Annotated in this window: 11 protein-coding genes; all 11 read right to left on the reverse strand. The window is 72.0% G+C overall.

The features are described from left to right. Nucleotides 1–70 precede the first annotated feature (70 nt). Nucleotides 71–2146: a multicopper oxidase family protein gene (locus AB0B68_RS20420; RefSeq protein WP_357261762.1), complete on the reverse strand. Its 2076-nt coding sequence runs from the start codon at nucleotides 2144–2146 to the stop codon at nucleotides 71–73. A gap of 105 nt (nucleotides 2147–2251) precedes the next feature. Further along, entirely contained in the window at nucleotides 2252–2911 is a 660-nt protein-coding gene (locus AB0B68_RS20425; protein WP_357198485.1) for a response regulator transcription factor, read from the reverse strand. Then, nucleotides 2908–4026, reverse strand: a complete 1119-nt coding sequence (locus AB0B68_RS20430) for a sensor histidine kinase (RefSeq protein WP_357198482.1) — start codon at nucleotides 4024–4026, stop codon at nucleotides 2908–2910. The genes AB0B68_RS20425 and AB0B68_RS20430 overlap by 4 nt, the downstream gene beginning before the upstream one ends. Before the next feature lie 132 nt (nucleotides 4027–4158). Beyond that, nucleotides 4159–5454, reverse strand: a complete 1296-nt coding sequence (locus AB0B68_RS20435) for a cellulose binding domain-containing protein (protein WP_357198479.1) — start codon at nucleotides 5452–5454, stop codon at nucleotides 4159–4161. A 211-nt stretch (nucleotides 5455–5665) separates the two neighbouring features. Continuing rightward, complete coding sequence (locus tag AB0B68_RS20440) at nucleotides 5666–6811, reverse strand: alanine racemase (RefSeq protein WP_357198476.1); 1146 nt, start codon at nucleotides 6809–6811, stop codon at nucleotides 5666–5668. Further along, nucleotides 6808–8406 (reverse strand): IucA/IucC family protein, encoded by a 1599-nt coding sequence (locus tag AB0B68_RS20445; protein ID WP_357198474.1) that lies wholly within the window; start codon nucleotides 8404–8406, stop codon nucleotides 6808–6810. Before AB0B68_RS20445 ends, AB0B68_RS20440 begins: the two co-directional genes overlap by 4 nt. Next, nucleotides 8403–10031 (reverse strand): IucA/IucC family protein, encoded by a 1629-nt coding sequence (locus tag AB0B68_RS20450; RefSeq protein WP_357198471.1) that lies wholly within the window; start codon nucleotides 10029–10031, stop codon nucleotides 8403–8405. The genes AB0B68_RS20445 and AB0B68_RS20450 overlap by 4 nt, the downstream gene beginning before the upstream one ends. After that, nucleotides 10031–11197: a siderophore biosynthesis protein gene (locus tag AB0B68_RS20455; RefSeq protein ID WP_357198468.1), complete on the reverse strand. Its 1167-nt coding sequence runs from the start codon at nucleotides 11195–11197 to the stop codon at nucleotides 10031–10033. Before AB0B68_RS20455 ends, AB0B68_RS20450 begins: the two co-directional genes overlap by 1 nt. Before the next feature lie 50 nt (nucleotides 11198–11247). Further along, nucleotides 11248–12747 (reverse strand): MFS transporter, encoded by a 1500-nt coding sequence (locus AB0B68_RS20460; protein ID WP_357198465.1) that lies wholly within the window; start codon nucleotides 12745–12747, stop codon nucleotides 11248–11250. Continuing rightward, nucleotides 12744–14015 carry an MFS transporter gene (locus AB0B68_RS20465; RefSeq protein WP_357198462.1) on the reverse strand — a complete coding sequence of 424 codons (1272 nt, stop codon included), beginning with the start codon at nucleotides 14013–14015 and terminating at the stop codon, nucleotides 12744–12746. Before AB0B68_RS20465 ends, AB0B68_RS20460 begins: the two co-directional genes overlap by 4 nt. Then, the gene (locus tag AB0B68_RS20470; protein ID WP_357198459.1) at nucleotides 14012–14722 is read right to left on the reverse strand and encodes a siderophore-interacting protein; all 711 of its coding nucleotides are present in this window, start codon (nucleotides 14720–14722) and stop codon (nucleotides 14012–14014) included. The genes AB0B68_RS20465 and AB0B68_RS20470 overlap by 4 nt, the downstream gene beginning before the upstream one ends. Nucleotides 14723–14753 lie beyond the last annotated feature (31 nt).

Genomic DNA, 14753 nt, shown 5'->3' on the forward strand with positions numbered 1-14753 from the left:
CAGTGTCGAGAACCGATGGAGTCCGGTTCAACCGCGCACTTGCTCGGTGGGGAAGACTCGACGGGTCCGTCTACTCCGGCTGGTTGGGAGTGCCGCGACCCAGCTCGTAGGGGGACGTCACGCCCTCGTAGGCGAGGTGCATCACCATGCCGTTGGCCGCGTGGTCGAGGTTGTGGCAGTGGTCCATCCAGAGACCCGGGTTGTCCGCCGTGAAGCCGATCTCGTAGATCTCGCCGGGGATCACGTCGAGGCTGTCGATCCACCACGGTGACCCGGTCGCGGCGACCCCGTTGCGGGACAGGACCAACGCGTGATGGCCGTGCAGGTGCATCGGGTGGTTCTGGTGACTGCGGTTGACGAGCCGCACCTTGACCACGTCGTCCGTCCGGACCATGAGCGTCGGTGTGTCGGGGAAGCTGTGCCCGTTGATGATCGGCACCAGGTGGAGACCCCCGTTGTAGAAGGACAGCCGGTCGTCGAGGAGCTGGGTGAACGAGCGGTCGTACGACGAGCCGGCGTCGAAGGGCCGGGAGACGCCGGAGCCGTACGACAGCGGGTCGAACCGGTCCCCGTCGTCGACGATCCTCGGCGTCGACGTGTCGCCCGGTGGCGCCAGGACCAGCCCGGCGTCGCGGTTGGCGAGGTCCGTCAGCCGCACCGGGCCCGCCGGCATCGTGAACGTCACGTCGTAGCGTCCACCGGTCGCCAGCCCGAACCGCGGGTCGGTCAGCGGGGTCGGGCCGTTGACGTCGACCCCGTCGATCGCCGCCACCCGTACCGGTGTGCCGTTGACCGTCAGGGACCGCGGACGGCTGTCGGTGGACGGGTTGTTGTCGGTGTTGACCAGACGCAGCCGCACCGGAGTGCCCGGGGCGACCTCCTGGCGTTGCAGCGTGTCACTCGTGCCGAACGAGACGATGGTGTCGGTCGGCGTACGCCACTCGTGGGCCTGCACGACGAAGTCCCGCTCGCCGGGTGGTGGTCCGCCGCGCGGCTCGACGATCAGCGCGCCGAACAGGCCCCGCCTGATCGCCTCCAGTGGGTTCTGGTGGGTGTGGTACCAGAAGGTGCCGACCTGCTCGGCGAGGAACCGGTAGGTGAAGCTGCCGCCCGGCTTTACCGCGTTCTGGGTCGCGCCGGCCACGCCGTCCTCACCGTTGGGGACATCGAGACCGTGCCAGTGGATGGTCACGTTCTCGTCGGGGATCTCGTTGTGCAGCGTCACCTCGACGAGGTCTCCCTCGCGGACCCGCAGCTCCGGCCCGGGCGACTGTCCGTTGTACGTGAGCGCCTCGATCTCCGCGCCCGACGAGAGCCGTACCGTCGCGTTCTTCGCGGTCAGCGTGAAGGCCCTGTCGGGCTTGCCGGTCCGCGGCCCGCGCAGGTCGTCGACGGAGACCCCGCCATGACCGCCGTGACCGAACGACGGGCCTCCGCCGTAGTCGACGTTGTCGTGCGACATCATGCTCGTCCGGTCGGGCAGCCTGCTGCTCTGCGCCACGTAGGTGATGCCGGCGGCGACGACCAGCACCACGACGGCGGCCTGCGCGGTGGCGCGCAGACCGCGGGCCCGCCGGCCACGGCGCGCGAAGTCGGTGGCGGTGACGACCCGCAGGCGACGCCCCTGCCAGAACCACAGCACCACCACCGACAGCAGGATCGGCGCGGAGTGGGTCGCGATGTCGTCGGGGTAGGACGGGACCGGACGGGACACGTACGCGACGTAGACGCCGACAACTGTCGCCACGGCCGTCACCTGGACCGGCACGACGAATCGGGGGTCGGCGGCGGAGGAGCGCGTCCCGGCGTCGACCGGTGCGTCGTCGCGGTTGGCCAGGGCGCGCAGGCCCGGCACGGTCCAGAGGGCGACGGCCAACATCGGCAGCAGCAGGAGCGGCATCTGCACGATCACGCGGTTGTCGGCAAAGATCCAGTCGACGGCGAGCATCAGCCCGATCGCGACGCACTTGACGACCAGCACCACCAGCGCGGCGACGAGCAGACGCAGCAACCGACGGGCGCTCTTCCGTAGCGCCTCGGGTGTCGGCCGCCAGGCCAGCCGCGTGGCGAGGATGGCCGCGGACAGCCAGATCAGGAACAGGACCCCGGCCAGGATCCCGTCGGCGTTCTCTCCGACCTCGAACATGACGCCAACGTACGAAGGCTGCGTACCGGGTGGCATCCGCCGAGGAACGGCCGGTGCGTACGGGAATCGCCGTAGCCCGCACCACCCGGGAAACAGGGGCCGTAGTCAGCTGCCGGGCGCGACGAGCCCCGTCTGGTAGGCGAGGACGACGAGTTGCGCGCGATCGCGGACGCCGAGCTTGACCATGGCTCGGTGGACGTGGGTACGGGCCGTGGCCGGGCTCATCGACAGCCGGCGTCCGATCTCCTCGTTCGTCAGCCCGATGGCCACCAGGCTCATCACCTCGCGCTCGCGGTCGGTCAACACCGCCAGCCGGCCGCCGTCGACGGGCGTCGGTGCGACCGTGCTGACGAACGCGCTCACCAGCCGGCTCGTCACCCGCGGCGAGATCAACATGTCGCCGCCGGCCACCACCCGCACCGCCTGGCGCAGCTCGTCGGGCTCGATGTCCTTGAGCAGGAAGCCACTCGCGCCGGCCCGCAGCGCCTCGAAGACGTACTCGTCAAGCTCGAAGGTGGTCAGGACGATGACCCGCACGGCCGGGAACCGCTCGACGATCGCGGCCGTGGCCCGCACGCCGTCGAGCACCGGCATTCGCACGTCCATCAGCACGATGTCCGGCCGGGTCGCGGCGACCATCTCGACAGCCTGGGCGCCGTTGGACGCCTCACCGACCACCTCCAGGTCGTCGCTGTGGTCGAGCAGGCCCCGGAAGCCGGCCCGCACGAGTGTCTGGTCGTCCGCCAGCACCATCCGGATCGTCACGCTGTCTCCCCCACCTCGACCGGCAGCCGCGCGGCCACCCGGAACCCCCCACCCTCCGGCCGGGGCCCGGCCTCAAGGGATCCGCCGGCAGCGGTGGCCCGTTCCCGCATGCCGGCCACCCCGTGCCCCCGCCGGCCAGCCCCGGACCCGACCCCGTCGTCGACGATCTCCACTGTGACGGCGTCGCCCGCGTAGGCGATCGTGACGTCGACGGTCGTTGCTCCGGCGTGCTTGACGGTGTTCGTGATCGACTCCTGCACGATCCGGTAGACCGAGAGCGCCACCTCCGGCGGGATCGGGCGCGGGGTGCCCGCGGTTCCCGACCGCACCTTCACGCCGGCCTGTTCGGCGACAGCGAAGACCCGCGCCAGATCGGGCACCTCCCCGGGGTCGCGGAGCATGCCGATGGCCGAGCGCACCTCGTGCATGGCGTCACGGGCCGCGCCCCGGATGTTCCGTAGCGCCGCCCGCGCCTCGGCCGGCCTGCTGTCGAAGATGTCGTCGGCGAGGCTCGCCTGCACACTGATCGCGGCGATCGTGTGACCGAGTACGTCGTGGACCTCGCGGGCGATGCGGAGCCGCTCCTGGGCGACCTCGTGTTGACGCTCCTGGCGCATCACCGCGAGACGTTGCTGTGCCTCGGCCAGCCGGACCCGGCGGGTGCGGATCGTCTCGGCGAGCAGCACCACTGCCGCGAGTAGCGAGCCCTCTTCGAGGGTGGCCGAGAGAGCAGGGAAGAAACCCTCGCCGAGCAGCGTGTACCGCATGATCAGCTCAAGGACGACGAAGAACCCGGCGACGACGAGCGCCCAGGTGAACCGGCCGGCGGCCGCGACGGAGAAGAGGGCGGCGGCCAGCGGGAGGGCGGGCGGGATGCCCGGGTACTCGAGGACGTAGTAGATCATCAGCGCGGTGACCGAGCCGACCAGCACCAGTAGCGGCCAGCGGCGTCGGAAGACCAGGAGCAGCCCGATCACCGCGCCGATCGCGTAGGCGCGCGCATCCGGCGGCCGGGCGCCGGGCTCGTCGGCGACCCGGATCGCCACCGCCACCACGGCCGCGACGACGACCGCGATGAGGGCATCGATCGCGATTCGCCTGACGGCCGGGTTCATGTCCGCAACGGTACGACGCGCGCACGGTCCGTCAGCGAAGGGCCCTTCCCGACCGTGAACTGTCCGCAAAGGCCCGTCGGCTCAGCCGTGGGGCCCGGAGCCGGTCGGCTCCGGGCCCTCCCTCTGCCGAACTCAGGGGCTGGTGCAGGTGACGCTGCTGGGCGCGGTGGCACCGTTGCCCGTGGCGGTGAACCCGAAGGTGGTCGATGCGTTCGGGCCAACTGTGCCGTTGTAGGCGGCGTTTCTGACCGTGACGCTGCCGGTGGTGCCCGTGTTGACGCCACTCCACAGACTGCTGATGGCCTGACCACTGGCCAGAGTCAGGCCCACCGTCCAGCCGTTCAAGGGCGCGGTGGAGGTGTTGGCCACTGTCACCTCGACCTGGAAGCCGCCGGGCCAGGTGTTGGTCGTCCGGTAGGTGGCAGCGCAGGTACCGGGCCCCCCGGTCGGCGGCGGGCTGGTCGGCGGATCGGTGGGCGGGTCAGTCGGCGGGTCGGTCGGCGGGTCGGTCGTGGGCGGCGTGGTCGACGCGAACTGGCTGAAGAACCTCCAGATTTCCCCCGACGTCCAGGTCCGCGAGTCGTTGGGGCTGCCCGACCCGTCCACCGGGCTCGGGGTGTGGTCCCCGTCGAACGCCGCCCACTGCACCGGGTAGCCGGCCCGGCAACCCGCGTACGTCGTGGTGATGTGGGTGAGGCTGCCTCGGCTCGGCTCCCGTGGGCTCTGCGCGGTGCAGCCGTTGTTTCGTACGAACGTGTCGCGCAGTTGCCGACCCTGGGAGATGTTCAGCACGCTGTCGTAGATGCCGTGGATGCCGAAGTAGGCGACCGGCTGCGTACCCCCGTTGCACCCGCTGAGGTTCGCGCCGGACAGGACGGTGACCGCGCGGATGATCGTGGGCCGGGCGCACGCCACCGCGTAACTCATCGCTCCGCCGTAGCTCCAGCCCAGGGCGAAGCGCTGGGTGGTGTCCACGCACAGATCGTTCTCGATCTGCCGGGAGATGTCGTCGAAGAGGGTCAGGTCCCGACCGTTGGTGTTGGCCCAGCCGGCGTTGAGACCCTGCGGGGCGACGAAGATCGCGCTGTTGTTCGACAGCGGCTGTAGCCCGTAGTAACCGGCCGAGGTGACGTTGTTGGCCGAGCCGTTCAACCAGTGGAAGCCGAAGATCAGCCGGTAGGGGCGGTTCCGGTCGTAACCGTCCGGTATCCGCAGGTTGTACGTACGACTCTGTCCGCTGCTCTGAATCGTCCGCGTCCCGCTGGCGAGCGTGGGGGCCTTGCCGCAGCCGGCGGTCGCCGCGAGGGTGCCGTTGGTGGCGGCCACCGCCGTCGCACCGAAGCCGCCGCTCAACACGCCGCCGGTGGTGGCCGCGAGAACAAGCGCCGCGGCCGCGATGGATGGGAGGAAGAACCTACGTCTCAGCATTGCTGGGGCTCCTTGCCGTTCGACGACCAACAGTGGTCGCCTGGCATCGACGGGGGCCCGGACTGGTCACCGACCGGGAAGGCGGCGGGAGGGGGCGGGCCCCTCGGCGCGTCTTCGCCGCTGGCTCGGGTGACCGGGAGCGTGCCCTTCACTCCCGGGTGAAAGATAGCATGTTATCGATAACACACCGAGCCGATCGGGCCTCCCGGGCTCACGTCCCGAGCGGCCGGGCCGCCCACTCGACAGCCACTTCGTGCAGGTCACCGGTGCGAAAAAGCGGGGGCTCGTGCAGCAGGAAGTCACGGTGGCTGATGTTCCAGGCGTACGCCCCGGCCATGGTGAAGGCCAGCACGTCGCCCACGCCGATCGGCCCCGCAGTGGCCGAGAAGGACAGCACGTCCTTCGGTGTGCAGAGTTGCCCGACCACTGTGACCGGCCCGCCGTCGGTGCGGGGGCCGCCGGCAGCCGGCCGTTGGTGCACGGTGAACGGCTGCGCGTGCCCCTTCGCCGCCGGAGTCCGTAGGTGGTGCGTCCCACCGGCCACCACCACGAACCACTCGCCGTAGGAACGCTTCACGTCGACGACCTCGGTGAGGTACGCCCCGCAGTAGGCGGTGACCGACCGGCCCGGCTCGATGCGCAGCCGCACGCCCGGGTGCCTGTCGAGGACGTCCGTGAGGGCCTGGCCGTAGCCCGCCCAGTCGAACCGCGCGTCCGGGTCGGTGTAGTCGACGGTCATGCCGCCGCCGACGTCGACCTCGGAGGCGTCGACCTCGGCCGCCGCCCAGTCGACAACGGCCGCGGCGACCGTCGCGGCGAGCGGTGCGTCCAGTCCGCTGGCCAGGTGGGCGTGGATTCCGCGTACGTCGATGCCGGCGGGCGGGCGGCGGGCGCACGCCACCGCGTCGGCCGGGTCCATGCCGAACGGGCTGGGTCCACCGCCCATGACCAGACTCGCGCCCGGCGCGTCGACAGGCAGGTTCACCCGCAGCAGCACCTGGGCCGACCGGCCCGCCGCAGTGGCCAGCGCGCCGAGTCGCGCCAGCTCGGTGGGGGACTCGACGTGGATGCGGCGCACCCCGGCGGCGAGAGCGGCGGCGAGGTCCGCGTCGGTCTTGCCCGGTCCGGCGTACGCGGCGGGCGCCCGTCCGGGCAGCACCTCCGCCAGCCTGCGCAGCTCGCCCCGGCTGGCGGCCTCGAACCCGTCGACGATCGGCGCGAGGGTGCGCAGCACACCGGCATCCGGATTGGCCTTGACCGCGTAGAGCAGCTCGACCGGCCGAGGCAGCGCCGCCCGGATGGCACGGGCCTGCCCGGCCAGCGCGTCGAGGTCGTGGACGTAGACCGGGCGGGTCATCGTGGCCCAACCATCGGGTTCGGCACCGGCACGAACGGCGCGGCCCGGTCGGCGTCTCGCCGCCACCGGACCAGCAGGTTCGCCTTGGCCAGCAGCGGTTCCCCGGTCAGCAGCGCGCGCAGCTCCGCCGGCTCACCGAGGTCGGCGGCCACCGCCTCGACGACGGTGCGCACCTCCTGCCACAGCCGCCGTTCGATTCCCGGCCGCGCGTCGGCGAGGGCCCCGCTGATCCCCCCGAGGTGGTTGACGAACAAGCAGTAGACGATCCGGCGGTGGGCGGCCCGGGGACCGTAGCGGACCTGCACCGGGACGCCGTCCGGCCAGGTATCCCACCGGTCGGCGTCCAGCTTCACCCCCTCCAGGTCGCGCAGCAGCATCCGTACCGGATGGTGATCCCGGTCCAGCACGACGACCACGTTCTGCAGGTGCGCCTCGTGCACGACGCCGTGGCTGAGCCAGCTGCGCAGCACCGCCGGCACCAGCAGGCCGACGTACGCGCGCCACCAGGCCACCGGATCCGACGTCACCAGCGGCGTCGCGGCCAGCGCCGCCGCCAGCACCGGGGTGTCGCCGGGACGCAGGTGCGGAAGCAAACCGCCGCGCAGGATCGTCCCGTACGCCTCGTCGGGACCTGGGACGTCGACAGTGCGGTAGGCGGGCTCGGCGAGCAGCCCCACCCCGTCCGGCAGCGGCACCCGGGCCAGCAGGTCGGTCAGGGCCACCGCCCCGGTGAGCTCGTAGCGGGCGTTCTTGCGCAGACAGTTGGTGATCCGCACGTGCAGGCTGGTCTTCACGAACAGGTCGGCCTCGGGGGCGTAGAGGGTACGGACGCTCGCCGTGGGTCGTACCGGCACACCGGCCGCCCCCAGGTCACGCAGCCGTGGATGGGTGGGCGGGATCAGCGACAGCTGCCAGGGGTGCACCGGTAGGACGCGGTACCCGCGCGGGGGACGTGGCGGGTCGAGCGCGGCCACCAGCGGATCGAACGGCCCGGCGTCGGCGGTCAGGTCGTCCGGTACGGCCAGCCAGTGCAGCCGGAACGCGGTGCGCAGCTCCGGCGCGTACGCCCGCCAACTGTCCGGGTCGCCGCTGCGCCACTTCGGGGTGGGGTGGTGCGGGTGGCCGAAGACCAGCGACTGCTCGGAGTCGACGTACGCGTCGATGGCGGGCTCACCGGTGGGGGTCGGATCCTCGGCCGGTCGGTCGGCCAGCAGCCGGGCCACGGTGTCCCGGCTGGCCCTGACCTGCTCGGCGAACTCGTCGTTGACCAGGCCGGTACGGGTGGTGAGTTCCGCCGTGACCAGGGCGGCCAACCCGTCCGCGTCCAGGTCTTCCCACCGTCCGCTGCCCGTGCTGCGTTGGACCGGGCCGCTGTAGCGGTGCGCGCCGAGCGGCGAGGTTCGCGCGACCGCACAGCGCACTGTGACGTCGCGATGCCGCAGTAGCAGCCGTACCGCGCCGTCGACAACGGTCGGGGTGCCGTCCGGCGGGGCCAGCTCGCGCAGCAGGCAACCGAAGAGAGCGTGGGCGGCGGCCAGGTCGGCGCGCTGACCGGTGTCGGTGGCCGGCCGGGAGCGCAGCTGGGCGCTCGTCATCGTGTCTCCCGGAGGTAGTTCGGGCCGGTACGCAGGTAGTACTTGTTGATGTCGGCGCAGCCGAGCCGCTGTTTGGGCAGCAGGGTGCCGGCGGTGAGCATCGCCTTGATGGGCAACTGGGCGGCGTGCAGGACCCGCTCGGTGAAGGTCCGCACCGCCGGACCGTCGCCCCACCGGTCGCGGGCGGCGGCGAGCCGGGGCACCAGCGCCTCGGCGGGTGTCGGCACGGGCAGTCCTCGGGCGGCCAGGGCGACCACTGGCGCGGCGGCGGCCAGGTGCAGGGTGATGGTGATGAACACGTCGGCCAACTCGTGCGGGTCGCGCGCCCACATCCGGTCGTCGTGCAGGGCGAGCCCGTCCACGCCGTCGTGTCGTCTGTCGAGCCGGGCGCCGTCGTTGTCCTTGTAGAGCAGGCCGACAGCGCCGTCCGGGTGCACCAGCAGGTGGATGTTCTGCGGGTGCGCCTCCAGCGCGATGCCGTGGCGCAGCCAGAGGAAGACGTGCCAGTCGAGCAGCAGGTCCAGGTAGGACTCCAGCAGCGCGACGGGTCGCTGCGGGCTGATCCGTTCGAGGACCGTGCCCGCCATCGGGTCGGCGGCGGCGAGGGCCGCGACCGGCACCACCTGGACGCCGCCCAGGTCGCGCGGAAATCGGCGCAGCAGGAAACCGCGGCGCTCGTCGCCGTCGACGTGCGCCCAGGTGCTCTCGTCGGCGTGCCGGATCCGGCCGGCGAAGCGGGGTTCGGCGGTGGCGATCCGGTCGAGCAGCCCGGCGACGGCCGCGCCGTCGGCGAGCGAGCCCGGTTGCAGCGTGCGTCGGTTACGCGCGCCGAGACTCGCGGTCGGCAGCGGCAGTTTGAGATGCAGGTACGGATCGTGGTCGAGCGCCACCGTCCGCATGGAGAGGGTGGGTCGCACCGGGGTCACCGGCAGGTCGACCACCGGGAGCGCGTCGCGGGCCACAGTGATCGGATGCGCTGGCAGCAGCAGCTGATCCGGTCGCGGCGCGCTCGGCCACCACGCTGGCAGCTCCCCAGCGAGTCGGACGTCGTCGGCCGGGGCGGCGTACCAGCGCAGCGCGAACCGTGGGGCGTGCTCCGGGGCGTACCGGAGCAGTTCGTCGTCGCGAAGACCGTGCCGGCATCGGTCGGTGGGGTAGACGGGGTGGCCGTGGTGGGCGGCGAGCACGTCGTCCAGGAGCGCCGCCGGCAGGCCGGTCGGGGTGTGCGCGCGTTCGGCGGCCACCTCGGTGAGCACCCGTGCCCGGTTGCGGGCGGCGAGGCGTCGGGCCCGCAGGTCGGCGCGGCACTCGACGCCGAAGTCCCGCCAGCCGGCCTCGGCCTCGGCGTTGTCGTACGGGGCGAGCAGCGTCAACAGTCCGTCCAGCGTCTCCGCGCGCTGCGTCTCCCCGGTGTGGGTCACCAGCAGCACCATCGGCGCGGCGCTGCGCAGGGCCTGCTGGAACCCGTCCGCCCGGACCGGAATGCGCAGCAGGCCGTCGGGGTGCGGCACCTGCCACCAGCCGGGGCCGTCCGCTCGGCCGGCGCTGCGCAGACCGAGGTGATCCTCGCGCAGCAGGGCGTCGAGCACCCGGGCGATTACCTCCCGCTCACACTCGTCGCTCACTAGACGATGGTCCACTGGAGGCTGTCGCGGAGGGCGGTCAGCGACTGCCGGACGGTGGCCTCGTCGGGGCCGACTCCGTGCAGCACGGCGAGGTAGTCGCGGTTCGTGCCGGTGTGCTCGGCGGTGCGGCCCACCTCGCGCAGCGGACGGCAGCCCAGCCGGACGTCGCCGTCGACGGTGTCGAGGGGCCCCGGTGCGGCGACGAGACGACCGGACCGGTCCGCGCAGACGTACTCGACCCGGGCGTAGCGGTCGACGGTGTGGGGCAGGCCGAGGGCGGCCAGCGGTTCGCCGAGGTGCAGCCGGATGACGTACTCGAACAACGGCACACCGAGCAGGTCGGCGAGGATCAGGTCCATCCGGTCGCCGATGAGACGGTAGTTCACCTCGATGAGCCGGACCCGGCCGTCGGAGACGACGTACTCGGTGTGGCAGGCGCCGAAGCCGACCCCGAGGGCGTCGAGCCGCTCCCGCAACTGGGTGCGTGCCTGCTCCGCCGGGGGCGACCAGGCGAGGCTCTCCTCGGTGAAGGTCGGCGGCGGGCCGAGGCCGGTGCGCCAACCGCCGAGGGAGGCCAGCTCGGTGCCGTCACCGAGGGTCTCGAAGGTCCGCAGCTCACCGGCGAGGTACTCCTCGACGACCAGTGCCACGTCCGGCCGCCGGCCACGGATCTCGGCGACCCGGGCGACCAGCTCGGCGTGGTCGGTCACCAGGTAGGCGTCCTCACTGGCAACTCCCTCGCGGGGTTTGACCACCGCCGGGAACATCAGGGTCGGCACGTCCGGCGTGGCGCCGGGGTCGACGGTGACGGTGCGTACCAGATCGAGGCCCGCAGCGGCGATCGCCCGGCGGGCCGCGGCCTTGTCCTTGCAGAGACGGGCGGCGTCCGGGTCCTTGCCGGGCAGGCCGAGCTTTCGGGCGGCGATCGCGGTGGCCTCCTGGAGATGGTCGCTGTTGGACAGTAGCGCCAGGGGCCGGGCGGGGGCCGCCGCCGCCACCACGGCGGCCGGGTCGCGGACGGCGCAGCGCGCCACCCGCACGTCGGCCGGCCATTCGGCGGGCCGGTCGGTCAGCACGGTCGCCGACAGCCCGAGCGACGCCGCCGCCGGGAGTAACCCGTCCAGGAGCGCGTCGGTGGGGTTGAGCGCGGTCAGGTACAGCTGCATACCGCCTCCGTCGACTACCACGATGTCGCTATTAGGGTAGCCTATCCTTATTAAACGGATTTGATGCGGTCTGCCCTATGTAGCAACCCGGCAGCCACCAGGCCACCGATCAACACCGCAGCCGCGCCCACCAACTGCCCCGTCTCCAGTGCCGAGGCGAAGGCGACGGTCACCGCCTCCCGCTCAGCTCCTCCACGGGCTGCGGCGAGCGCCGCGGGAAACGACCCGGCGCCGGCCAGGGCCGCCGGCAGCAGCGCCGCGAACCGGGCGTTCAGCACGGCACCCAGCACCGCGATGCCGAGGCTGCTGCCGACCTCGGTCATGGTGCCGTCGACACCCGCGCCCGCGCCGGCCTTCGCCGTCGGGATCGCGCTCATCACCGCCTCGACGATGGCCGGGTTGGCCAATGCGCAGCCGACACCCATGACGAGCAACCCGACCAGCAGCACCCCGTAACCGTCGGACGGAAAGACTGTGACCAGCGCGAGACCGGCCGCGAGCAGCGTCATGCCAACGGCGATGGCGACAGCGAGGCCGAGCCGACGGATCACGCTCGCGACGACGCCACTGACGTTGAGCAGCACAATGGACAGCGCGAAGGGCGCCATCCGCAGACCGGCCTCCCAGGCGGGGTAACCCCTGACGAACTGGAGGTGCTGGGTGAGCAGGAACAGCGCGCCGGTGGCGCCGAACGTGATCAGCACGACGCCGGAGATCGCACCGACGAAGCGCCGGTCCCGGAAGAAGCTCATGTCCAGCATCGGGTGCGCGATCCGTCGCTCCCACCGCACGAAGATCCCGAGCAGGAGTACGCCGACGGCCGCCGCGCCGACCACAGCGGTCGACGCCCAGCCGCGCTCCGGCCCGGAGATGATCGCCCAGACGACAGCGGTCAGAGCGGCGGTGGAGAGCACGGCGCCCAGCACGTCGAGTCGGCCGCCGGCCGGCCCGCGGGACTCCGGGACCAGCGCGCGAGCGACGAGCAGGCAGACAAGCACGATCGGCACGTTCATCAGGAAGATCGCGCCCCACGGCAAATGCGCGAGGATCGTGCCGCCGATCGGTGGCCCGACGGCGAAGCCCAACGCGCTGGTGGCCGCCCAGATGCCGATCGCCCGGGACCGCTCGGCGGCGTCGAAGACCTGCATCGCCACCGCGAGCGTCGCGGTCACCAGCAACGCCCCACCGACGCCCATCCCGGCCCGCGCAGCGATCAACTGCCCGCTGGTGCTGGCCAGACCGGCGGCCAGCGAGCCGACCCCGAACAGGACCAGCCCGGCGAGCAGCATCCGGCGGCGGCCGTACCGGTCGGCGGCGCTACCGGCGGTGAGCAGCAACCCGGACAACACCAACGCGTACGCGTTGATCATCCATTGCACCTCGGCGGTGCTGGCGCCCAACTCGGTGGTGAGCACCGGCACCGCCACGGTCAGCACGGTGTTGTCCAACACCACTACCAGTTGCGCGACGCACAGCACGGCCAGGATGAGCCATCGCTGTGGAAGTCGTGCCGATGTCGCGGTGTCGGTGGCCGGCTGGACCGTGGTCACGCCACCGCCTTGACGCCGTCCACTGCCGGCTGCTCGGAGGGCTGCTCGGCCGCCGGGCCGACGGCGGGGCCGGGCCGGTGCGGGAACCGCCGCTGGTGGACGAGGCCGAGCGCGACGCCGGCGGCCACCAGCACGATGGCCGCGACCGCGACCGCCGGGTAGCCGACCCGGTCGGCCGCCGCGAGACCGATGGACGCCGCCACGAACGAGCAGACCAGGCCGAACGACGACAGCACCGTGAAGTCGGTACCGCCGGTGTCGGGCCGGGAGTAGTCCATGTTGACCGTGTAGAGCACGACGTTGGCGATGGTGTAGGCCACCATGAAGCAGCAGAGCGCGGCGACCGTCCCGCCCAGCGGCGCGCGGCCGTTCATCAGCGGCAGCAGCAACAACGTCGACACCGTCAGCGTCACGCCGCCGATCACGAGCACGCCACCGCGCCCGAACCGCCCGATCCCGAGGCCCGCGACCAAGCCCGCCACGATGGCCGGGACGCTGGTCACCACACCCGTGACGACGCCGATCCGACCCAACGACCACCCGGCGTCGACCAGCGCCGGGGTGACCAGGGCGTACGCCATTCCCGCCCCGACGTAGACCAGCGGCACCACGCCGAAGGTCCACCACCGGCAGCCCGGCTGGCCGAACACCGACAGCAACGCCCGGTAGGCAGTGCCGACCCGTTCCACCCGGTCGGTACGGGGAGGCTCCTGGAACCGCCACACCACCAGCAGGCCGACCGCCGTCATCGCGACCAGCAGGCCGATCGCCGGCGCCCAGCCGAACTGGTCGTAGACCAGGACGCAGGCGCCGCCGCCGAGCAGGTTGCCGAGGTAGCTCGCCGCTACCTGGATGCCGTTGCCGGTTCCCCGGGCCGAGTCGGCCAGCATCCGGACCGCGACGGCGTCCACGGCGATGTCCTGGGTGGCCGAGAAGAACACGTACGCGGCGCAGATCGCGACGATCGGGCCGAGCGCGTCGGCCGGACTGGCGAAGGGCAGCAACGCCAGCAGGGCGAGCACCAGAGCGGTCTGGAGTACGAGCAACCAGGAGCGGTAGTGGCCGCGGTGCCGTGAGCCGTACCGGTCGAGGATCGGTGCCCAGAGGAACTTGACGGGCCAGATCAGACCGACGATCTGCAACAGCGCCAACGTGTCCAGCGAGGTGCCACCGTCGCGCAGGATGGCGGTGAGCCCGACGGTGATGAAGCCGACGCCGAGGTACTGGGTGACGTACAGCGCGGTCAGGGTGCCGAGGCGGCCCTTCATGCCGCTTTCCAGTAGCCGAGAGAGGTCAACCTGTCCTTGTCGACGCCCAACGTCTTGCGGAGGTGTCGGGTGATGCCCCGGGTGGTTGCCGCCTCGCAGGCCACCCAGTAGTGGCCCGCGCCGCTGGTCGGCAGGGCCGCGCAGACCGTGTCGACGAGGTGCTGACCCTCGTCGCGCCGCGGCACCCAGGTGATGTCGTGGTGCGCCCGGGCCCGCAGCGTGAGTGCCTTCTCGCCCTCGTGGGCGTACTCCAGCCACACCGTCGCCGGGATGTCGGCACCGGCGTCGAGCAGGCTGTTCACCGCGGGCAGCGAGGCCGCGTCACCGACCAGGTAGAGGTGCTCGGGCGCGGGGTCGGGCAGCTCGAAGGCGCTGCCCTGCACTGTCGCGCTGATGGTGTCGCCGACAGTGGCTGTGGTGGCCCAGCGGGCGGCGCAGCCGTCGTGGATGGCGAATTCGAGGGTGAATCGGCCGGTGGCCGGGTCGGGGTCAACCAGCGTGTACGCGCGTTGGTGGGCTCGGCCGTCGTTGTCGAACCACAGCCTGATCCACATCGTGGGGTGCACCCCGCACGCCTCCAGCAGGCCGCCCCCGTCCAGGAGGAGTCGCTGGTAGTGCCCGTCGACTGACTCGGTGCCCAGGACGGTCAACTGAAAGTCCCGCCCTCCCATGGCCTTGAGGACCAGGGCCTCCCAGTTCCGTTTCACGCACCCCTCCAGGTAAGGTCATCCTTGGTTA

It is taken from the genome of Micromonospora sp. NPDC049049 (assembly GCF_040649115.1).
Classification (GTDB): domain Bacteria; phylum Actinomycetota; class Actinomycetes; order Mycobacteriales; family Micromonosporaceae; genus Micromonospora.